Genomic DNA, 21,428 nt, shown 5'->3' with positions numbered 1-21,428 from the left:
GCACCGAACCTTCATGTGGACTCCCTGGAATTGCACGTCATGGCGAGTGCGGCACCCCTCTCGGAACCACGAATTCTCGCACACACGAAGCGGCATCTCTTTCCCGAGGATGCCGACTCGAATGCGTACGCAGTCGTGGATACGCAGTTTGCGATGGACGATTGGCTCCCCGATCAGCCCATCTCTCCGGACGTACGCGAGCAGCTCGCACCGTTCAACCACGTCCGCGTCGGATCCGGATATCCGGACCTGGTTGGCGTCCGACGCCTCGAGTCCGACGTTCTCGCGGTCGAGCGGTTCGGTGAGCGACCTCCCCTCGTCGCGATCGAAGCAAAGGGGTATACACAAACGGGGACGGGTGACGTCGAGAGGGGCGTCGTCCAAGCGTACGATCGCTTGCACGAAGCGAACGCGGCATACGTCGCTGCGCCGGCTGAAGCGATCTCCCAGTCCGCCCGGACGCTTGCCCGCGAACTCAACGTCGGAGTTCTCGCCGTCGACACGGATGGGACGGTCAGTCCGTTCGAAGTCCCTCGAGTCGTGGGAAACCGGACGTCCGACGAGGCGACGGCGATCCGTTTTCAGGCGACCGCCCAGGGCGTCGCCGACAAGTCCTTCGGTCTGAATCATCCGAAGAACTATCTCGCATACCCGCTCGCAGTGTCTCACGTCGACGACACGGATGCGGTACTCGCCGAACGCGTCGTTCGGGCCGTCGATAGTGCTCGAACGGGAGCAGCATTTCTCGATCTCGTGAACGAACGACCGAATCAGATCGAGCTTACGCTACTTGGCGAGGAGGTGGTTCGATTCGCGCTGGACCGGTACGGGTCAGTCGATGCTGCCCTGAACGTATTCGAGGAGTGGCAGGGATCACGAACTCGATTCTGCGATCTGGCCCCCGAATGGGGGCTGTTGACGCGACGCGTCGTCTGGGCGTATCCGGCGACGCAACTGATCGTCGAGGAACTCCAGACGATGCACGACGACGGGATTGCAACTCCATCGCTGGTCGATTTCGTCGAGTGGCTGCACGTCCACCATCCGACGTTCACCGTCGAGTTGTTCTTGCGCGGTACCGACGACGTCCGCAGTCGGGTACTTGATGAAGAAGGTGATCTTCGACCCGGCGAGCTCGAAGACGGGAGCGTCTTCCACTCTCCGACGGTCTTCCAGCTGAAAGCGATACTGTTTCACGCAGGTATTCTCACCGACCGGGGTGTTGAGCCGCATCGATTGGATCCCCGTGACGACGAGTGGGCACTTCGCGAGCCGTTGAGCGCTCGTCGTCACGTCTGAGTGATCTGACTGACGGATCCCGGAGGCGACGATGCCAGTTAGTGGCCCTGGATTGCGTCGATGACCATGGCCGCAGCCACTATCGGTTCTTTTGGAACGCTACTCGCGTCGTCGATCGTGATGTCGTATCGGTCCTTCAGGGACAGTTGCCCCTCGATGGATCCGACATGAGTGCCCTCCTGGTCCGTGATCTCGTATTTGTGGGGGATCCACTCCCCAAAGGGGACGTACCGACGGGCCAGTGCCACGAGTGCTCCCCGGGAGGTGATTTCGGCCAAAACGGAGCGATCGTCGGCGTCTCGGATCTTCCATGTGTCCTGGAAAACGGAGAAATCGTTGTCCAGAATAACGAGGTCGGTGCCCGTTTGGCTGTCGGTGAGTAGGTAGTCGCCGGCGACGTCGATGACGCTGCTGGCCTTCACGGTGAACACGTCGTTTCCGTCGGAATCGGAGAACGGGAATTCCTCTTTCGACTTGAACAGCTTCTGTTTCCCTTTAAGAACGGTGTTTCCGCTGGCGTCGAGGGCTTCGTATCTGTTTCCGATCAGGCTCTGTTCGACCGTGTAGTTGGTATCCGATAGCTCGAGTCCGGTGATTTCGTACGTTTTTTCGGGTGTCATTGTGTTTGAATGAGATCGAATTCTCTTTGGCCGAGACTGGTCAGGGAGGGGCTACTCCCACGTCGCGCGGATGTCATGACGATCCAGTCTGATTCGACGTCGTCCACCGTCGTGTCCGCATCCGCCGTGAACACGAGCCACCCCTCCTCGTCGCCGCCGAGACAACCGGCGATGGAACCGAAAGCGATAGCCGCTCCGGATGTCAACGCCGTTCTTCGCCCCATAACTGTAAGTTAGACTATATATGGTTAATCATAAGTATGGTTTTCACATTATAAGAATCGCAATATAGTATTATTCACTGGAGACAGAAATTTCACATAGAAGACCAATGAGTGCAAGCACCCCCGATTCCGATCAAGCACCGAGCCAAGAGACACAATCCGGCCTCGAGACGCAGTCCGGCCTTGACGTGAACGTCGCGGCAGCCCTTGCGTACGTGATAGGATTACGTCTCCGGTATCGTTATGTTTCTCATCGAATCGGAGAATGACCAGGTGAGATTTCACGCTGCCCAGAGTATCGTCGTATTCGGTGCCATTTTCGTGGCGTCACTAGTGTTGAGTTTTATCCAAGCCATTGCCGGGTTCGCGGATATAGTTGGATTCGTGATAGGGGCGATTTTCGGGCTCCTTAGTTTCATCCTCTGGGTCGGTGGGTTCATCCTCTGGATCTATCTGATCGTCCGGACTTACCAGGGCGAGGATCCCAGGATTCCCGTTGCAGCCGATGTCGCAGACAGTTTCGCCTAAAAGGCGATGGGGACCATCGATAACGTATCGGGTTCCCTGAGAAACGATTTATCGGAACAGTACACGATATCCTGGAACACTACCGGGACGGCCGGCGAATGTTTTTCAGGATAGGCCGCAATCAGGTTAGTGTGACAATGAGTACCGAGGTATATACACCCGCAGAGATGGAGGCGCGGTGAACGATGGAGTTCGACGGAACGTTTACCATCGACGGAGTCTCGGCCGAGGAAGTCTGGCTCTCCCTATCGGATCCGTATATGATCAAACAGTCCCTGCCGGGGTGTCAGTTTCTGACGGAAGTCGACGATCTCGACGGCGTGGACTTCGAGGCGTTGCGGGAAGCGGAACCGGACGAAGATCCGCCGCTTCTTCCCGAGGCGGATCCCGGCGAGGTGAAAGCTCGGGGCTTCGAAGCGAGACAACATTACGCGGCGCTGATGGAACTCAGCGTCGGCGCGGTCAGCCCGAGTTTTCGGACGACCGTCACCATCGACGAGTGGGACTTTCCGGAGGGCAGTGCCTCGGGCCAAGGGAACGCCAGCGGCAGTTCCTTCGAGATGGACTCCCGGATGACGATCACGGAACACGACGAGGGGGTCGATATCGAGTGGTACGCAGAGGCGGACGTCTTCGGTCGGATCGCCAATATGGGCCAGCGAGTCATCAACCCCGTCGCGAACCGCGTCGTCGGCCGCTTTTTCAGCAACATGGAGGATCAACTCACGGAGGTGGCAGCGGTGGAATCCGACGGGCTCAGCGACCGGATCCGGGGGTTGTTCTGAACGGAATCGGACAGCGACCGGATCGACAGCCGAGACGACGGCGGCGGAGGGGCACGGACGATGATGGCTAGAATCCGGTATTCGCTCTCCAGCGACCCGAAATCGGCGTTTTGAACCATGAATTTATGCCGACTGCAGCCCTGAACCCACCTGTGAGCGAAAACTCCTTCGCCGACATGACGGAACTCGATCTCCGGGAGGCATTCGACACGACGGATTACGTCGCGGAGGACGACATCGTAACGACAGTGTTACTGGCGCTCCGACTCGAGCGTCCGCTCCTGATCGAGGGCGAGCCCGGCGCGGGCAAGACGGAGCTGGCGAAGGCGCTGGCCAACGGGTTCGATACTGAACTCGTTCGCCTCCAGTGTTATGAGGGACTGACCGCCGAGAACGCACTTTACGAGTGGAACTACACGAAACAGTTGCTCGCCGTCCAGGCCGACGAGCACGGTGTCACGGGCGATAACTCGGTGTTCACCGAGGAGTATCTGCTCGAACGGCCGTTGATGCGAGCGCTGTCTGACGGCGAGGACCGGCCGCCGGTATTGCTCATCGACGAGATCGACCGGGCTGACGAGGAGTTCGAGGCGCTCCTGCTTGAGGTCCTGTCGGACTTTCAGGTATCGATCCCCGAACTCGGGACGATCAAGGCCGATCGACCACCGGTGGTAGTCATCACGTCGAACAGAACCCGCGGACTGAGCGATGCACTGAAACGCCGATGTCTATACCTGCACGTCGAGCCGCCGACGTTCGAGAAGGAGCTCGATATCGTCGAGCGGAAAGTCCCGGAACTGGACGGAGCGATGGCCGCGGAACTCTGTGCGATCACACAACGGCTCCGCGAGGAGCCGTTCCGCAAACACCCGGGCGTCGCGGAGACGCTCGACTGGGCACGGGCAGTGGCCGAACTTCGGACCGAGGACGAAACCGAGTCGCTGAGCCCCGAGGAGATCGAACACACCATCGGCTGCCTGCTCAAGGAAGTCGAGGACGTAGAGCGCGTCGACGAGAGCCTGCTGGAGACGCTCGTCGAATCCGCGCGTGCGGCCCGCGTCGAGACGGAAATGGAGACGGACTAAGAAATGTCAGCCGACAAAATAGATCAGGTCCCGGATGTCGCTGGCGTCCGAGACGACGTACGGTCGGATCTGGTGGCGTTCACCAGAGCGCTCCGACACGCCGGGGTGGACGTATCGGCGAACGCGGCCGCCGTCGCGGCCCGCGCGCTCGTGGAGGTCGGTTTCGACGACGAGAACCGTGTCCGGGCGGCACTCAAGGCCGCGCTCGTGGGGCGCCCGGAGGATGTCGACCGCTTCGACCGTCTGTTCGCGACGTTCTGGCGGCGGCTGACGGACCGTCTGTCACTCGCTGAGGGCGATCGATCGGCCCTCGAAGCGAACGACGACGAACGGTCGGACGAGCATCTGGCACCCCTCAGTGCCGAGGACGCCCCCGAAGCGGACGGTGTCGAGGCTGACGAAGCCGACCCCACGCTCGGTTCGGAGACCTGGACTGGTGGCGTCGGGGCTGGCGATACCGAGGACGGGGACGAAACGGTCGCGAAAGCGACGTACAGTCCCGCGGGTCAGCCGGAACAGGTGATCGTCAGGCTCGCTCCCACGTCCGGAGATGGGGAGTTGATGCGGACAGTCGAGCAGTTCGTGCGGGCAATAGCGACCGAGCGGGGACGGCAATGGCAGCCCACCAGATCGGGGGAGAAAGCGGATGTGCGGCGCTCGCTACGAAAAAGCATCGCGACCGGCGGAGCAATCGTCTCCGTGCCCGAACGGCGCCGGGCACGAACGGCGAGCCGAGTGCTCGTCCTCACGGACGTGAGCCGCTCGATTCTGGACGTCATCGACCGCGCCTTCCTCTTGCGGTGGCTGCGAACACTTCAAGCACGGACACGCAACTGCCGCACGTTTCTCTTCGACAACGAAATTCGAGAAGTGACGGATGCGTTCGATGCGGGGGACACGCACGTCGCCGTCAAAGCGCTTCGAGACGCCGAGACGGCATGGGGTGGCGGCACCCGGATCGGAAACGCCGTTACGACGATCCGGAATGACTACGCCGAGACGGTCGACAGGCGGACCACCGTACTCATCGTGAGTGACGGTCTAGAGATGGGGGACGTGTCGTCGCTTGAGTCCGGGATGGCCTGGCTCTCGCGTCGTGCCGCGACGGTGCTGTGGCTAAACCCGCTCGCAGCCACGCCGGACTACGAGCCGTCCGCCGCCGGGATCGCCGCCGCGTTGCCAGCCATCGACGGCCTGTTCGCGTTTACCGGCCCGGACGACGTCAGCGAGATGGCCCGACAACTCTCCCGATACGGTAGCAGGGGAGCGATCGGCTACGAACACGATCCCCGTCGGAAAACCCGAGATCAACTATGACAGACCACACACAAACGAGGTGGCACGCATGACTGCAGGTGACTGGAGCGTCCCGGAAACGGAAGTAATGGATGCGATCGACGATGCGATCGACGATCGTCACGCAGTGCTGGCGACGGTCGTCGACGTCGTCGGCAACGCGTATCGTCGCCCGGGAGCGAAGATGGTCATCGCCGAGGAGGGCGACGGCGTCGGCTCGATCACTGCGGGCTGTCTCGAAGACGAAGTGCTCGATATCGCCGAGGACGTCATCACAGAGGGACGCCCGCACGTCGAACAGTTCGACCTCACCGGTGACGACGACGTCTGGGGGCTGGGCGTCGGCTGTAACGGCATCATCGACATCCTGCTCGAACCGCTCGACGACAGTTACCGTCCCGTCGTCGACGCCTACGAGCGGAGCGACGATATCGCCGTCGTGACCGTTCTGGACCCCGGAGAATCCGGCACTCGTCGTGGCGACCGAGCATACGCCACGCAGGCGGACGGATCGCTGTCCTTTGACGCCCCAGACTGGCCAGACTGGCTTCTCGACGCGCTTGACGAGCCGACCGCAGAACTGCTCTCGGCGGAAACGTCGGATACCCTCGAATTCGAGCACGAAGGCGAGAACACGGAGGTGTTCGTTGATGCCGTGACTGCGCCGCCGGATCTGGTAGTTTTCGGCTCCGGACACGACGTCGCTCCCGTCGCGAACCTCACTTCACAGGTCGATTTCCGTGTGACGGTGGCCAGTTTCCGGGGCGCGTCCGCCACCACGGAGCGATTCCCGGACGCGGACGCGGTCGTCTCGACCTCGCCGGCCGACGTCCAGGAGACGCTCGATCTCGACGAGAAGACGTACACGATCGTGATGACGCACAACTTCATCGACGATCGTATCGTCCTCGAGGAGTTGCTCGATTCCCCCGTCCCGTACGTCGGTCTGCTCGGTCCCCGCGAACGGTTCGAGGAAATTCGTGACGACCTCAGAGAAGACGGGGTGAAACTGACCGAGGACGATCTGGAGCGCATCTTCGCGCCCGCGGGCCTCGATCTGGGCGGCGGCACGCCGTTCCACATCGCACAATCCATCGCCGCCGAAGTTACGGCGATCCGGTACGGTCGCGAGCCGAAACACCTCACCGAACGGGAAGGACATATCCACGAACGCCCGTCGTTGGAGTGAGCAGCTCGCTCGTCGACTGCTCCCGCGTCCGTCGATCCATAGCGAAAAAATCCGCCGCCAGTGAGGTCGTCAGTGGGTGGAATTAGTGGATGGCCGTTCCGGTGTGGTCGGCAGCCGCCGTGAGGGCCTGCTCCGTATACACTTCGAGCAGCGTCGACCGGTATTCCGCCGACGCCTGGTTGTCATCCATCAACTCGAACGTCTCGATCCCGTCGGTCGCCTGGGGAGCCGCCGACGCGATAGCATCCTCATCGAGAGCGGTGCCCACGAGTCCCTCCTCGACCGCGGTGAGTCTCTTGGCGTGGTCGATCGCACCGGTCGCGGCGACCCGCGCGGACTCGACGATGCCGTCCGCGAGTTCGAAGACGGCTGCCACTCCGACCATTGCATAGCCCGACGATGGACTCGGCTTTTTGACGTACGTGCCGATGTCGTGTCCCGGCATCTCGATGGCAGTGAGGAGTTCCCCCTCCACAAGGTCGGTTCCGTACAGACCGGTAAAGAAATCGTCTACCGGAATGGTTCGGTGACCGTCCGGTCCCTCCGCGTGGAGGGTCGCCTCCGCGGCGAGTGCTGCCGCCGGAAGGTCGGACGCCGGATCGGCGTGAGCGAGGTTACCACCTACTGTCCCGCGATTGCGAACCTGCACGTCGCCGATGGCCTGGGCGGCCTGGGTGACGGCAGGAATCGCGTCGCCAAGGGTATCGTCGCCAGCGACCGTGCTGTAGTCAGTGAGCGCACCGATCTCCACGATATCGTCGTGTCGGTCGACACCTCGCAGATCGTCGAGTTCCCCGATGTCGATCACGACGTCCGGATTCGCCAGCCCGGATTTCATCGTCGGGAGTAAACTGTGCCCACCTGCCAGAATCTCGACCTGGTTCTCACCGTGCGTTGCAAGGAGGTCAACCGCCTCCTCGACGCTTCCGGCACGCTCGTAGTCGAACTCGGACGGGAACATCAGTCCGCACCTCCCGTCTGTGCCGTTGCATCCTGGATCGCACGCCACACCGTCTCGTCGGTCAGCGGCATGTCGATGTGGTCGATCCCGAGCGGTTGGAGCGCATCGGTGACCGCGTTCACGACGGCCGGGGGGGCCGCAATCGTGCCAGCCTCGCCGATCCCTTTGGCCCCCAGGGGGTTGTGCGGACTCGGCGTGACCGTATGATCGGTTTCGTATTCGGGAAGATGGGACGCTTTAGGCACGGTATAATCCTGCATGGATCCCGTAAGGAGGGTTCCATTTTCGTCGTATTCGACGCCCTCGTAAAGCCCCTGTCCGAGTCCTTGGGCGATGGCACCGTGCACCTGCCCCTCGACGATCTTCGGATTGATCTGGTTCCCACAGTCGTCGACCGCGATGTATCGATCGATGTCGATCTCGCCGGTGTTCGGGTCGACCTCGACGACGACGATGTGGGTTCCGAAGGGGAACACCAGGTTCTCGGGATCATAGAAGTTCGTGGCCTCCAGTCCGGGTGAGGTACCCTCGGGAAGATCATGTGCCAGATACGCCTCTTGAGCGACCTCCTGGATTGACATTGATCGCTCCGGCGCACCGGCGATCTGGAATTCACCGTCCTCGAACTCCAGATCCTCCTCACTCACCTCCAGGTGATGGGCAGCGATATCCCCTGCCTTCTCTACGACCTCCTTCGACGCCTCGACGATCGCACTGCCGCCGACCGAGACGCTTCTGGATCCGTACGTTCCCATGCCCATGGGAACCTCGTCAGTGTCGCCTTCGATCACCTCGACATCGTCATAGTCGACGCCGAGTTCGTCCGCGACGATCTGTGCGTACGTCGTCTCGTGGCCCTGTCCGTGACCGGACGTGCCACAGTAGACCGTCACCGTCCCCGACGGGTGGAATCGGACAACGCCGTTCTCATAGAGCCCTAACTGCCCGCCGATCTGGCCGATGATCTCCGAGGGACCGTACCCACAGGATTCGTTGTAACACGAGATGCCGATCCCGAGGTATCGTCCCTCTTCGCGGAGAGCTGCTTGCTTCTCGCGCAGCGTCTCGTAGTCGGCCATGTCGAGTGCCCGATCCAGCGTCTTCTCGTAATCGCCGGAATCGTAGAGGAGCCCCGTCGCCGTCTCGTGGGGAAAGTCGTCACGGGGCACGAAGTTCTTCCGACGGAACTCCGTCGGATCCATATCCAACTCCCTGGCGGCGAGCGTTGCCAGCCGTTCGATAACGTACGAAGCCTCGGGTCGGCCAGCGCCACGGTACGGTTCGGTCGGTGTCGCGTTCGTGAACACCTCCGTCACCTCACAGTAGACGTTTTCGACGTCGTACTGGCCGGGCAGCATGAGCGCATATCCGTGGGCCGGCATCAGCGGCCCCCACGTGGAGAGATATCCGCCGAGGTCACCGTAGGTCTCGACTCTGAGCGCCTGGATCGACCCGTCCTCATCGACCGCTATCTCGGCGGTGGTCTCCTGTCCACGACCGTGACCCGTCGACGCGTAGGCCTCCGTTCGAGTGGCCTGCCACTTTACGGGCCGTTCCAACTGCATCGAACACCAGGCAGTGAGCGTCTCGTCGGGGTGGGCCGAATCCTTGCTACCGAATCCACCACCGACTTCCGGCGCAATGACGCGCATTTTCTGCTCCGGGAAATCGAGCATGTCGGCCATGAATCGACGATGGAGGTGGGGGCACTGTGTACCCATGTGAACCACGAGTTCGTTGGCATTGGGTCGGTAGTTCGCCAGCGTGACCCGCGGTTCCATCGCGGTCGGAAGCAGTCGCTGGTTGACCAGATCCACCGACACCGTTCGATCGGCGTCCTGAAACGCCTCGTCAGTTGCAGCCTCGTCACCGACGTCCCACTCGGCGGCAACGTTGTTCGGCGCCTCCTCGTGAATCGTCGGCGCGTCCTCGTCGGTTGCCTCCCGCGCCCCGGTCACCGCCTCCAGACGGTCGTATCTCACGTCGATCGCATCCACGGCGTCCTTCGCTCGGTACCGAGTTTCGGCGACCGCTATCGCGACTGGTTGTCCCTGATACCGTACCTTGTCCTGAGCCAGCATCGGGTAGGGAGGTCGCTTCAGATCGGGCAGCAGCCAGATCGGTTTGACCATCCCCGGTGAACCGCTTTCCGCGACGTCTTCGGCGGTGTACACGGCGAGAACCTCATCGAGTTCCTCCGCAGCACTCGTATCGATGGATTCGATCCGAGCGTGGCCGTACTGGCTCCGGAGGACCGACATGTGAACGGTCCCCTGTGGCTCCATGTCATCGGTGAACGTCGCTTCGCCGGTGAGCAGTTCCGGATCCTCCCGTCGCTCGACCGGCGATCCCTGGAGCGTCTCGGCCTCTTGGGCTTCGATCGATTCGACGGGCATCTCAATCGGCCCCCGACGTGCCGCTCATCTTGTCAGCGGCGGATTTGACTGCGTTGAGGATGTTCTGATAGCCCGTGCACCGACAGAGGTTCCCTTCGAGGGCGTCCGAGATCTCCTCGTCGTCCGGGTCCGGATTGTCCTCAAGGAAGTCGAGAGCGGTCATCATCATGCCGGGTGTGCAGAAGCCACACTGCAGCCCGTGCTCCTCCTGAAAGCTCTCCTGGAGGGGGTGGAATTCACCGTCGTCGGCCAATCCCTCGACCGTATCGACCTCGGAGCCATCCGCTTGTACCGCAAGCACCGTACAGGACTTGACCGCGTCGCCGTCGAGATGAACCGTGCAGGCCCCACACATCGTCGTCTCGCAACCGACGTTCGTTCCCGTATAGCCCAACTCGTCCCGGAGAGCGTGTGCGAGCAGTGTGCGTGGTTCGACGCTCAGCTCATGATCTGTTCCATTTACCGTCAGTTCGATTTCCTGGGCCGTCATGGTACGTGTAATCCGTGCGCGGTGGAATCGCGCTCCTCTTGCCGTCCCGAATAGTGGTATGTGTTGGCTCCCCTCATACAGTATCTACGGTCGCTTGCTTGTCACTTATAGTTTTGTGTAACAATCGTCACGGTGCCAAATTTAGGCGAGTTATCTACTCTACCGTGAAGATGCGATATCCGGCGGGCGATACTCTCCCTGATTACCTCGCAGTCTTTATACCCCTGCTGGACATATCGGCCGGTCTGCAACGGTTCCATAATGTCACACCAAAGCGGCGGACGAAAGATACAGTCAGTCGACGTCTCCTGTTCCATCATCGAGTACCTCCGGCGGGTGAACGAGGGAACCGTCTCCGAGATCGCCGAGGCGGTCGATCTGTCACCCGGGTCCGCCCACACGCACCTCGCAACGCTCAGGGACTACGGGTACGTCCGCAAGTCCGACGGGACCTATCGGTTGGGACCGGAGCTTCTCACGCTCGGGGAGCACGTGCGCAACAACGACGAACTCTACCGCGCGGCAAAAGACGGGATCGAGGAACTCGCGGAGACGACCGGGGAAAGCACACATCTCATCATGGAACACCGCGGTCGCGTGCTCGTGTTGTATCAGGTGTTCGGTGATGACGCCGTCGGCGAACGCTACCACGCGAAAAAACGGGAGAAGAGTCTTCGACACCTCCACTGTACGGCGTCCGGAAAGGCCCTGTTGGCCGAGCTGCCACGCGATCGCATCGAGACGATCGTCGCTGAACACGGGATGGAACGAAAGACGGAGAACACGATCACCGACCTCGATGAACTCCTCGAGGAACTCGATCGTATCCGAGATCGGGGCTTTTCGATCACGGACGAGGAACAGACGATCGGGTGCCGTGCGGTCGGTGCGTCGATCATGCGTTCCGACGGGCGTGTCGCGGGAGCACTCAGTGTCTCCGGACCGAGGAGCCGAATGCGCGACGATCGAATCCACGGGGAGCTTGCAGAGCGGGTCATCCGGATCGCGAACGTCGCCGAGGTGAACCTCAACACCGAACAAAGGGCGTGAGATCAGGCTCGCCGATCAGCCGGCCGGGTGATTCATGACCATCCGGCGGATACAGGTTCACATGGACGGACAGACGCCGAGTCACGATCGAGTGACACCGGAGGAGTGCCGGTGATGGTCGAGCCGATATCCCCGGAGGAACGCAAGAGCGGGAACGGGCTACTCAAGGCAGTGTTCGTCCTTCTCGTCACCGCATCGGCAGGCCTGATCGTGTTGCAGGCCGGTTCCACCACGGCCGAACTGCTGGCAGCGCTCGCCGGAGGATTCGTCTTTTCGTTGCTACTCATGTGGTACGTCGTTCGAATCCTGAGCGGGCTCTCGACCGGTCCGACTACTGAGCGTCGAAACCGCCGGTAGCCGTCGGGATCTTCGAGGCCACCGGACGATGACGCGGCTCGATGCGCTGTCTCAGGGATCGACGCGCTACCAGAGGAAACGGCCCGCTACCTCAAGGATCGACCCGACGGATCCATACTTCGGGTCGGTCCAGTTCCGCGGGCGTCGGGAGGTTCCCGGGAGCCGTCCAGGCGGTTGCGGCCGCCTCGAGCCCTCGCTCGTCGGCGACGTGTTCGAAGAAGGCCGAACCGCGTTCGTACTGGCGGCGCTTGAGGCCGAACCCGAGGAGTCGACGCACGACCCGCGTGATCGGACCGCCGCTTCGTCGTCGCTCGTCCAGTTTGCGCCGAAGGTCGGCATAGGAGTCGTCGAAGGCCCGATCCATCACCAACTCCGCGTATCCCTCGACCGCGGTCATGGCCGCATCCAACTCGCGGAACGCTTCCCGGTCGAGTTCACCCTCCACCATCGCGATGACGCCGGCCTCCATGCGCGATTCGAGGTACTCCGACAGCCAGGGGGCCGCGCCGAACTCCGCGGCGTGGGCCACCTCGTGGAAGGCGATCCAGCGGCGGAATCGAGGATATCCTATATCGAGTTCGGTGGCTGCGGCGACGATGTTCGGATGGACGAAATAGAGCCCGTGGTCATCATCGGAGTCGTCGGCGAGCAACAGTGGATCATACTGGCCGAGCACGTTCCGAGCGAGGAATCCGAGGAGGACGGACATCGTCCCCGTGTTCGCGATCCGGGAGAACCCGGGAAATTTCGGGGACGCGTGCGACTCGATCGGCGACATCACGTTCCGAAACGACTCGACGTTGGCGTCGATCCAGTGATGTCGGTTCTGTATCTGGGCGGTCGGTGGAACGTCGAATTCGAGTTTTGCGACGTCGCGGATCCGATCGCGAGCGGCCTGTACGTCATTCGCGTATCCCTCGCGATCCGCCGCCGAGAGATCCAGCGAGCCGGGGTCAGTTCCCTCCTTGGCAGCGGTCGCTGCGTTCTCCCAGTCGACGACACCCGTTCCGGAGGCGTCGGCCACCGCCTGAACGCTACGAAGGAGGTTCATGGCTGTGGTCGGGCCCGCGCAGGGAAAGCGTTTGTGTCCGCCGATCGAGGTCGGGATTGGCCGTCGAAACCGGCGATCGCCGATCGCAGGGATCACCCACTCCCAGCCGTCGGTTTGATACGGGACGGCCACGAGGGATCGGCCATGGACGAGCGACGGCGGGAGTTCTTAGAGGACCTGCTTGCGACGCCGAGCCCCTCGGGGTTCGAGACGAACGGACAGCGGGTGTGGATCGACTACGTCGAACGGTTTGCCGACGAGGTCACTGTCGACGCGTACGGGAACGCGATCGCGGTCCACGAGGGAAACGGTGACGGCCCGGAGATCGCCGTGACCGGCCACGCCGACGAGATCGGATTCATCGTTCGCGACGTTCTCGAGGACGGCTACCTCCGGATCGCTTCCGTCGGAGGAGCCGACCGCACCGTCACGAAGGGACAGCACGTGACCATCCACGCCGACGAACCGGTTCAGGGCGTGATCGGCCAGACCGCGATCCACCTGCGAGACACCACTGAGGACGACTACGAGGACGTCTCCGCACAGTTCGTCGACATCGGCGCAGCGGACGACGAGGAGGCACGCGAACTCGTCGAGATAGGGGATCCCGTCACGTTCACGACGACGCTGCAGGAGCTTTCGGGTGATCGGCTCGCGGCCCGCGGCATGGACAACCGGACCGGAACGTGGTGTGCCGCCGAGGCGCTTCGACGCGTCTCGAAGGCCGACGTCGAGGCGACCGTCTACGCCGTCTCGACCGTCCAGGAGGAGGTCGGCCTCCAAGGGGCAAAGATGGTCGGCCACGGGCTCGATCCCGACGCGTTTCTCGCCATCGACGTGACGCACGCGACCGACACGCCCGGCGTCGAGGCCAAACGACGCGGACCCGTCGAACTCGGTGAGGGTCCCGTCATCACACGCGGGAGCGTGAACCACCCGATGCTCGTCGATCTCGCCCGTGAGGCGGCGGACACGGAAGCGATCGACGTCCAGCTTCAGGCGGCCGGTACCCGAACGGGCACCGACGCCGACGCATTCTACACCTCGCGATCGGGGATCCCCTCGCTCATCGTCTCGATCCCGAACCGGTACATGCACACCCCCGTCGAGGTGATCGATACCACCGATCTCGTCGACGTCGCCGAGCTGCTGGCCGCCGTCACCGAAGACGCCGCCGAGTACGACCGATTCGCAGTCGAGATCTGATCGGGCGCGAGACGCACCGGCGATCGACCGTATGATCCGACACGTCGAATGAGGCGTCACGGCCGATCGATCCAGATTCGTGGATCGATCGTCGATCGAACGTCCCGGATGAAACCACAAACACGGGCCTTTTTAGGAGTCGATCACCCATCCATCGATATGGAACCCCGAGGGGACGGGATCGCCTCCGGCCCGCGCGAGAAGTGCGGCGTCGTAGGGATCGCGCTTGAGGACCGATCGGCGGCACGACCGCTGTACTATGCGTTGTACGCATTGCAACACCGTGGACAGGAGTCGGCCGGGATCGTCACCCACGACGGCTTCCAACAGCACGGCCACGTCGAACGGGGACTCGTCGGCGACGCGTTTGATCCCGAGGATCTGGAGTCGCTGAACGGAACCACCGGGATCGGCCACGTCCGGTACCCGACCGCGGGCAGCCTCGACAAGAGTTGTGCACAGCCCTTCTCGGTCTCGTTTAAGTCCGGATCGCTTGGTCTTTCACACAACGGCAATCTCGTGAACGCCGCGGAGATTCGCGAGGAGTTGGCGAAGCAGGGCCACGCGTTCACCTCCGACGGGGACACGGAGGTCATCGCTCATGACCTGGCGCGAAACCTCCTCGATCGCGATCTCGTTCGTGCGGTAAAACGGACGATGGAGCGGATCCACGGCTCGTATTCGCTTTCGATCATGCACGACGACACCGTCCTCGGCGTGCGCGATCCGAAGGGGAACAGACCGCTTTGTATCGGCAAACTGGAGGACGGGTACGTGCTCGCCTCCGAATCGGCGGCGATCGACACCCTCGACGGCGAATTGGTTCGGGACGTCAAACCGGGTGAACTCGTCGTCCTCGATTCAGACGGGACCGGCTACGATACCTATCAACTCGTCGAGGAAGACCATACCGCGCACTGCTTTTTCGAACACGTCTACTTCGCGCGGCCGGATTCGATCATGGACGAGAAGCTCGTCTACGAGGTCCGGCGAAACCTGGGCCGAAAGCTCTGGGAGGAGGCGGGCGTGGAGACCGACGTCGTCATGCCCGTTCCCGACTCCGGCCGGGCGTTCGCCTCGGGATACGCCGACGCGGCCAACGAGACGACCGCCGGTGGCGATCCCCGTCCCGATGGCGACACCGGGGTCGAGTTCGCTGAGGGGCTCATGAAGAACCGATACGTCGGTCGGACGTTCATCATGCCTACCCAAAACGAGCGCGAACGCGCCGTTCGACTCAAGCTCAATCCGATCAGATCGACCGTCGAGGGCCGGACGGTCACGATCATCGACGATTCGATCGTTCGGGGAACGACCTCGACACAACTCGTCGATCTCGTCACCGAGGCCGGCGCCGAGGAGGTCCACATGCGGATCGGCGCACCGCCGATCATCGCCCCCTGTTATCTCGGTATCGACATGGCGACCCGCGAGGAACTCATCGCCTCCGATCGCTCGACCGAGGAGATCCGCGAGACGATTCAGGCCGACTCGCTTTCGTACCTCTCGATCGACGCGATCGCCGAGACGCTCGAATCGGACCACCAGGATCTCTGTCTCGGCTGTGTCACCGGGGAATATCCCTTCGATGTCGAGGGTGAGGCGACCGACCGCGACGTGGAGCGACCCTCGACCGGCGACGGAACGGTCGCCGACGACTGACCCTCGTCGATTACTCCCGACGTCTACTTCGTCGACTGACCCCAGTCCGTCGCCCACGATCATCATGGCGCGCTCGCTCCTGGCCATCGTCGTCCGGAAGCTCTCTTCAGAAACCGTATATGTTCGGATTGGGGGTCCCATCCATCGGGAAGGAACGATGGGTTATACCGTATCCGGATCCAACGAACGTCCATGTCCGGAACGAACGCAGTTCGGGAGGGTGCATCACGCGACGACGGCGAGGCAACCCTCGGTCGGCGAGACTTCTTTCGAGTGGGTGCAGGTGCAGCAGCCGTCACGGCCGGGATCGCGGTCGGAGCAGGAACGGTTGCGGCCGCCTACGACGGCTGGCTCGACAACGTGAGCAACTACGAAGGGACCGTCGATCACACCGGCGAGGACGAGGTGACCGTGACGGTCGGGGCAGGAAACGGCCTGCTTTTCGCTCCTCCCGCGATCCTCGTCGATCCCGGAACGAAGGTGGTCTGGGAGTGGAGCGGCGAGGGCGGCCAACACAACGTCGTCGAGGCCGACGAGGAGATCTTCGGTTCCGAGCTCACCGACGAGGCCGGCCACACCTTCGAGCACGTCTTCGAGGAGGAAGGGACGTTCCGGTACCGCTGTGAACCCCACGAGGCGGTCGGCATGAAGGGCGTCGTAGCCGTCGGCGGTACCGACGACGATCTCGTCGCCCCCGCAAACGGTAGCGAAGAAGGTGGCTCCTCCGACGACGGTGCAGACGCCGCCAGTGACGGTGAAGACTCCGATGGCAACGGCGAGGCAAGTGAGGATGGCGGAAGCGCTTCCGGACCCGCATCGGGCGGCGTCACGCTCTCCGGCAACGATCTCGTCGCTATCGGGCTGGGGCTTGGATTCTCGGCGGTACTTTTCGCTCTCGCGTTCGGGAACATCGATCCCGAAGAATAACGTCTTCGAGGCCTCCCCGCCGCGCACACGAGTCGATCTCGTCTCCATGATCGACTCGCGGGTCGCAGCGGTTCGCGAATCCACTCCCGAGGTCATCATCGATACCGAACTCCCCGATCGACTCGAACTCGAGACGGATCCACGGATCGAGGAGGCGCTTGAGGAACTTCTCGAAAACGCGGTCGAACACAACGACACCGACCGTCCAATGGTTCGGATCGCGATGCGATCCGCCGTCGATGGGTCGGTTTTGATCGACATCGCCGACGACGGCCCGGGGATCCCCGAGATCGAACGGGAAGTCCTCGAGGAGGGCTTCGAGGCACCGCTTTTTCACTCCCAGGGACTCGGGCTGTGGATCGCGAGAACGCTCGTCGTCCGGCTGGGTGGGACGGTTCGAATCGTCGACAATGATAACGATCCCCGCGGGTCGGTGGTAAGACTGATGCTCCCGCCGGGCTCGGACGAGTCACAAGCCTGATTCGCCGCTCAGAAGGCGTGATACAACAGCACGTAGACGCCGACACCCATCGCGAAGGAGATCATCCAAAGCGACGCCGCGATCCGACCGATCCGGGGATGGCTCGTCTCCGGAATCTGCGAGACGGGACGGGTGATCGCCGAAAGGAGGGCGTAGAATACCAACGGGATACAGACGATCGCAAGCACGATGTGTACGAGCAACAGCGGGAGATAGAGGTAGGTGTGATACGCCTCCGGACCGGGAAACTCGGCCGTCCCGAGGAGGGTCAATCGCCACAGATATCCGACGAGAAACGACCCAAACAGGAGAGTAGAAAGCCCCATCAGAGCCCGATGCCGGCGAATTTGGCCGTTCCGTATTGCCCGCCATCCGAGCGATATCGTCGCGATCGCCGCCAACGAGAGGCCGGCGTTAAGGTGGGGAATCACCGAAAGAACCGTCGATCCGGGGTGGGGGACGTACGTCGTTGGTATCGACTGCGTCGCCGCGCCGAAAACGAGCATCAGCGCGAGGATCGATAGCACGGCCGTCGAAAACGGAACGTGATCGCGAAGCCGAAGCGCCATACGGAACGCATACGCTCGGAAGGAAAAGGGATTGTCCTTCGACGCCGAAAGCTCCCGGCCGAACGAGACCACCCGAGGCGGCACCCGACACGATCCAAGCGAATGGAAGGGCTTTTAATCGGGGACCGGATAGGTGAGATTGCGAGAAAACCACGGCGAGCGTGGGTAGCCAAGCCAGGCCAACGGCGCAGCGTTGAGGGCGCTGTCCTGTAGAGGTCCGCCGGTTCAAATCCGGTCCCACGCATCGCAGGCGGCACACCCGCCACACCGATGCACGGTGTTGTCCCTACGAGACAGCACCCACGCACAATTCTACGGAACGCAACGTCCCCAGCGACTGCCATGACTCGGCGGATGTCATCCACCGGGAGACCCACACGAGTAGTCCCTCGTTTGCTTTAAAAGCCTGCGGGCGATAGCGGGGATATGGCCAAATACTCGACGGGGTCGAAAGGCGGCGGTGGTGACGGCGACTCCTGCGAGCTCTGCGGACGCAAGACTGGCGACCTTCGCCGTGCGAACGTCGCGGGTGCAACGCTCCTCGTTTGTTCGAGCTGTAGCCCCCACGACGACGCGAGCGAGGGACGTGGCGACGACGGCGGCCGGTCCGCGGACTCGTCAAGCCGGAAGCAGGAACTCGCACAAAAGCAGGCGGAGATGTACGACGCCGGCAAAAGCGACGCCAGCCACTGGGAGGAGCACGGCACCGACTACGAGGACGACCAGCTCCCGTATCTCGTCTCGGGGTATGGTGCCCGAGCCGAGGCGGCTCGACAGGAGGCCGGACTGACGGTCGAGGAACTCTCCGAGGAGTTGGAACTTAACGAGGACGACGTACTGGCCGTCGAACAGGGACGGGCGTCGCGAGCCAACGTGGGCGGGTCGGTGATCCGGGCGCTCGAGAAGCGGCTGGACGCGGAGCTCGTCGACGAATGAGGTAACAGCGGACCAAAACTCGAACCGGACGGTACTTCGATCGGGACGACCCGCGAACGACGGGGCCGGTCAAAGAAGATCGGCAACGGCATCGACTTCGGGACTCTCCGTTTCGACCGCGAGGGGGTCATCGTCGACGACCCCCTCGCGGTCGAAGCCGCGATCACTCGAGGTCGAAGCGATCGAGGGTCATCACTTTATCCCACGCATCCACGAAGTCACGCACGAATTTCTCTTCTGCGTCATCGCTTCCATAGGCTTGCGCGATGGCTCGAAGCCGGGAGTTCGAGCCGAAGACGAGATCCACACGGGATCCCGTCCACTTGAGTTCGCCCGTGTCACGATCGTACCCCTCGTACACGTCCTCGGATCCTGAGGACGCTTCCCACTCCGTGTCCATGTCGAGCAGGTTCACGAAGAAGTCGTTTGTCAGCGTCTCCGGCTGGTCAGTGAAGACGCCGAGGTTGGACCCCTCGTAGTTCGCATCCAGCGCTCGCATGCCGCCGACCAGAACCGTCATCTCAGGTGCCGTCAGGTTCAGCAGTTCCGACTTGTCCACCAGCAACTCCTCTGCCGGTCGATCGACCTCATCCCCGAGGTAGTTCCGGAACCCGTCCGCCTTCGGTTTGAGCGCGTTGAACGAGTCGACGTCGGTTTGCTCCTGTGAGGCGTCCGTGCGTCCCGGTTCGAACGGGACGTTCACGCCGTACCCGGCGTCCTTCGCCGCCTGCTCGACGGCTGCGCAGCCGGCCAGAACGATCAGGTCGGCAAGCGAGACCCTCGTTTCGTCGGACTGCGAGCCGTTGAAGTCCTCCTGGATCCCCTGCAGGGTGTCCAGCACGGTCGCCAACTGCTCCGGCTCGTTCACCTCCCAGTTCCGCTGCGGTTCGAGGCGAACCCGGGCCCCGTTCGCGCCACCACGCTTGTCGCTGTCGCGGTACGTCGACGCCGACGCCCAGGCGGTCTTGACCAGTTGGGAGACGGACAGCCCCGAATCGAGGATCTCCTCTTTGAGCTCGGCGACCGCTTCTTCCCCGATCAGTTCGTGGTCGACGTCGGGGATGGGGTCCTGCCAGATCATCTCCTCGTCAGGGACCTCCGGGCCAAGGAACCGGGACGGCGGGCCCATGTCGCGGTGGATCAGCTTGTACCAGGCCTTCGCGAAGGTCTCCCGGAACTCCTGTGGATCCTCCTGGAAGCGCTCGACGATCTCCCGATAGTCCGGGTCCTTCTTCAGGGCGATGTCCGTCGTGAGCATCATCGGGGTTACCGTCTCCGATGGGTCGTGAGCGGCTGGCACGGTGTCGTGTGCCTCCTCGTCTACCGGCGTCCACTGCCACGCACCGCCGGGACCCTTCTCCGGCTCCCACTCGTAGTCGAGCAGGTTATCGAGGAAGCCCATGTCCCACGTGATCGGCGCGTCGGTCCAGGGCCCCTCGATGCCGCTGGTGATCGTGTCGGGACCTTTGCCGGAGCCGTACTCGTTCTCCCAACCGAGGCCCTGCTTCTCGATGGGGGCTGCTTCGGGCTCGGGGCCGAGGTTGTCGTCGGAGTCAGCACCGTGAACTTTCCCGAACGTGTGTCCGCCAGCGATGAGTGCGACCGTCTCCTCGTCGTTCATCGCCATCCGGTCGAACGACTGTCGAATGTACTTCGCCGACTCGCGCGGATCCGGCTCACCGTTCGGGCCTTCCGGGTTCACGTAGATCAGACCCATGTGGTCGGCGGCGAGATCTCCCTCGAGGTTCCCCTCTTCGTCGTGGCGCTTGTCCGCCATCATTTCCTCCTCGGGACCCCAGTCGACGGCCTCGTTGGGCGCCCAGGCGTCCTCGCGCCCGCCGGCGAAGCCGTACGTCTCGAATCCCATCGACTCCATGGCGACGTTCCCGGTCAGAACCAGCAGGTCGGCCCACGAGAGTTTCTTGCCGTACTTCTGCTTGACTGGCCAGAGCAGCCGGCGCGCCTTGTCCAGGTTGGCGTTGTCGGGCCAGCTGTTGACGGGGGCAAAGCGCTGTGTACCGCCGGATGCGCCGCCGCGGCCATCGGTGGTACGGTACGTGCCGGCGCTGTGCCACGCCATCCGGATGAAGAGCGGCCCGTAGTGGCCGTAGTCGGCCGGCCACCAGTCCTTCGAATCCGTCATTACTTCCTCGATGTCCGCCTTCACCTCATCGAGGTCGAGTGTCTTGAACTCCTCGGCATAATCGAAGTCCTCGCCCATCGGCCCGGCGTCGTGGGCATTCTGGTCGAGCACCTTCACGTTCAACTGGTTCGGCCACCAGTCTTGGTCGGATCCATTCATTACCAGGTGATTGC

21 protein-coding genes and 1 tRNA gene are annotated in these 21,428 nt (G+C 62.6%); 14 read left to right on the top strand and 8 right to left on the bottom strand.

Annotation, left to right across the window (positions count from 1 at the left end; genetic code table 11):
* Window positions 1–39 precede the first annotated feature (39 nt).
* Window positions 40–1,299: a hypothetical protein gene (locus ACERIT_RS13805; RefSeq protein WP_373675445.1), complete on the top strand. Its 1,260-nt coding sequence runs from the start codon at window positions 40–42 to the stop codon at window positions 1,297–1,299.
* 38 nt (window positions 1,300–1,337) lie between these two features.
* On the opposite strand, the gene ACERIT_RS13800 is transcribed toward ACERIT_RS13805, so the two are convergent.
* Together ACERIT_RS13800 and ACERIT_RS13795 are read right to left on the bottom strand one after the other, a co-directional pair.
* Window positions 1,338–1,919 carry an LURP-one-related/scramblase family protein gene (locus ACERIT_RS13800; RefSeq protein ID WP_373675443.1) on the bottom strand — a complete coding sequence of 194 codons (582 nt, stop codon included), beginning with the start codon at window positions 1,917–1,919 and terminating at the stop codon, window positions 1,338–1,340.
* A complete protein-coding gene (locus ACERIT_RS13795) occupies window positions 1,916–2,143 on the bottom strand; it encodes a hypothetical protein (RefSeq protein WP_373675442.1) in 228 nt (75 codons plus the stop codon). Before ACERIT_RS13795 ends, ACERIT_RS13800 begins: the two co-directional genes overlap by 4 nt.
* A 243-nt stretch (window positions 2,144–2,386) precedes the next feature.
* Between ACERIT_RS13795 and ACERIT_RS13790 the strand changes: the two genes are divergently transcribed.
* The 5 genes from ACERIT_RS13790 to ACERIT_RS13770 all read left to right on the top strand — a co-directional run bounded on the left by ACERIT_RS13790 (window position 2,387) and on the right by ACERIT_RS13770 (window position 7,026).
* Window positions 2,387–2,671, top strand: coding sequence for a DUF4870 domain-containing protein (locus tag ACERIT_RS13790; protein ID WP_373675441.1), 285 nt, complete (start codon window positions 2,387–2,389; stop codon window positions 2,669–2,671).
* A gap of 185 nt (window positions 2,672–2,856) precedes the next feature.
* Complete coding sequence (locus tag ACERIT_RS13785) at window positions 2,857–3,456, top strand: CoxG family protein (RefSeq protein WP_373675440.1); 600 nt, start codon at window positions 2,857–2,859, stop codon at window positions 3,454–3,456.
* 125 nt (window positions 3,457–3,581) lie between these two features.
* Window positions 3,582–4,541 carry an AAA family ATPase gene (locus ACERIT_RS13780; RefSeq protein WP_373675439.1) on the top strand — a complete coding sequence of 320 codons (960 nt, stop codon included), beginning with the start codon at window positions 3,582–3,584 and terminating at the stop codon, window positions 4,539–4,541.
* Between the two features lie 3 nt (window positions 4,542–4,544).
* Window positions 4,545–5,858, top strand: a complete 1,314-nt coding sequence (locus tag ACERIT_RS13775; protein ID WP_373675438.1) for a VWA domain-containing protein — start codon at window positions 4,545–4,547, stop codon at window positions 5,856–5,858.
* Between the two features lie 28 nt (window positions 5,859–5,886).
* Window positions 5,887–7,026 (top strand): XdhC family protein, encoded by a 1,140-nt coding sequence (locus ACERIT_RS13770; RefSeq protein WP_373675437.1) that lies wholly within the window; start codon window positions 5,887–5,889, stop codon window positions 7,024–7,026.
* Between the two features lie 82 nt (window positions 7,027–7,108).
* Here the strand turns inward: ACERIT_RS13770 and ACERIT_RS13765 are convergent, their stop codons facing one another.
* From ACERIT_RS13765 to ACERIT_RS13755, 3 genes are read right to left on the bottom strand one after another with little or no spacing between them, the layout of a single operon-like run.
* Window positions 7,109–7,987 carry a xanthine dehydrogenase family protein subunit M gene (locus ACERIT_RS13765; RefSeq protein WP_373675436.1) on the bottom strand — a complete coding sequence of 293 codons (879 nt, stop codon included), beginning with the start codon at window positions 7,985–7,987 and terminating at the stop codon, window positions 7,109–7,111.
* A complete protein-coding gene (locus ACERIT_RS13760) occupies window positions 7,987–10,383 on the bottom strand; it encodes a xanthine dehydrogenase family protein molybdopterin-binding subunit (RefSeq protein WP_373675435.1) in 2,397 nt (798 codons plus the stop codon). Before ACERIT_RS13760 ends, ACERIT_RS13765 begins: the two co-directional genes overlap by 1 nt.
* Before the next feature lies 1 nt (window position 10,384).
* Window positions 10,385–10,873, bottom strand: a complete 489-nt coding sequence (locus ACERIT_RS13755) for a (2Fe-2S)-binding protein (protein WP_373675434.1) — start codon at window positions 10,871–10,873, stop codon at window positions 10,385–10,387.
* Window positions 10,874–11,134: 261 nt separating this feature from the next.
* On the opposite strand from ACERIT_RS13755, the gene ACERIT_RS13750 reads away from it, so the two are divergent.
* Together ACERIT_RS13750 and ACERIT_RS13745 are read left to right on the top strand one after the other, a co-directional pair.
* A complete protein-coding gene (locus tag ACERIT_RS13750) occupies window positions 11,135–11,923 on the top strand; it encodes an IclR family transcriptional regulator (RefSeq protein ID WP_373675433.1) in 789 nt (262 codons plus the stop codon).
* A gap of 114 nt (window positions 11,924–12,037) precedes the next feature.
* Window positions 12,038–12,280 (top strand): hypothetical protein, encoded by a 243-nt coding sequence (locus ACERIT_RS13745; RefSeq protein ID WP_373675432.1) that lies wholly within the window; start codon window positions 12,038–12,040, stop codon window positions 12,278–12,280.
* 91 nt (window positions 12,281–12,371) lie between these two features.
* Here ACERIT_RS13745 and ACERIT_RS13740 read toward each other — a convergent pair whose 3' ends face one another.
* Complete coding sequence (locus ACERIT_RS13740; RefSeq protein WP_373675431.1) at window positions 12,372–13,331, bottom strand: zinc-dependent metalloprotease; 960 nt, start codon at window positions 13,329–13,331, stop codon at window positions 12,372–12,374.
* Between the two features lie 144 nt (window positions 13,332–13,475).
* Here ACERIT_RS13740 and ACERIT_RS13735 point away from each other — a divergent pair, with 144 nt between their 5' ends.
* From ACERIT_RS13735 to ACERIT_RS13720, 4 genes are all read left to right on the top strand, one after another.
* On the top strand, window positions 13,476–14,537 hold the full coding sequence (locus ACERIT_RS13735; RefSeq protein WP_373675430.1) for a M20/M25/M40 family metallo-hydrolase: 1,062 nt from the start codon (window positions 13,476–13,478) through the stop codon (window positions 14,535–14,537).
* Between the two features lie 159 nt (window positions 14,538–14,696).
* Window positions 14,697–16,199, top strand: coding sequence for an amidophosphoribosyltransferase (gene purF, locus ACERIT_RS13730; protein WP_373675429.1), 1,503 nt, complete (start codon window positions 14,697–14,699; stop codon window positions 16,197–16,199).
* Between the two features lie 192 nt (window positions 16,200–16,391).
* Window positions 16,392–17,126, top strand: coding sequence for a halocyanin domain-containing protein (locus ACERIT_RS13725; RefSeq protein WP_373675428.1), 735 nt, complete (start codon window positions 16,392–16,394; stop codon window positions 17,124–17,126).
* A 46-nt stretch (window positions 17,127–17,172) separates the two neighbouring features.
* Window positions 17,173–17,607 carry an ATP-binding protein gene (locus ACERIT_RS13720; RefSeq protein WP_373675427.1) on the top strand — a complete coding sequence of 145 codons (435 nt, stop codon included), beginning with the start codon at window positions 17,173–17,175 and terminating at the stop codon, window positions 17,605–17,607.
* An 8-nt stretch (window positions 17,608–17,615) separates the two neighbouring features.
* Here ACERIT_RS13720 and ACERIT_RS13715 read toward each other — a convergent pair whose 3' ends face one another.
* Entirely contained in the window at window positions 17,616–18,176 is a 561-nt protein-coding gene (locus ACERIT_RS13715; RefSeq protein WP_373675426.1) for a DUF420 domain-containing protein, read from the bottom strand.
* Window positions 18,177–18,335: 159 nt separating this feature from the next.
* Between ACERIT_RS13715 and ACERIT_RS13710 the strand changes: the two genes are divergently transcribed.
* Window positions 18,336–18,420: transfer RNA gene (locus ACERIT_RS13710), tRNA-Leu, on the top strand.
* A 182-nt stretch (window positions 18,421–18,602) separates the two neighbouring features.
* Window positions 18,603–19,112: a transcriptional regulator gene (locus ACERIT_RS13705; protein WP_373675425.1), complete on the top strand. Its 510-nt coding sequence runs from the start codon at window positions 18,603–18,605 to the stop codon at window positions 19,110–19,112.
* A 163-nt stretch (window positions 19,113–19,275) separates the two neighbouring features.
* Here ACERIT_RS13705 and katG read toward each other — a convergent pair whose 3' ends face one another.
* The gene (gene katG / locus ACERIT_RS13700; protein WP_373675424.1) at window positions 19,276–21,414 is read right to left on the bottom strand and encodes a catalase/peroxidase HPI; all 2,139 of its coding nucleotides are present in this window, start codon (window positions 21,412–21,414) and stop codon (window positions 19,276–19,278) included.
* Between the last annotated feature and the right edge of the window lie 14 nt (window positions 21,415–21,428).

It is taken from the genome of Halopenitus sp. H-Gu1, from assembly GCF_041821145.1.
Classification (GTDB): Archaea; Halobacteriota; Halobacteria; order Halobacteriales; family Haloferacaceae; genus Halopenitus.
The sequence above is the reverse complement of the archived record's forward strand: the minus strand, read 5'-3'. Positions and strand labels throughout refer to the sequence as shown.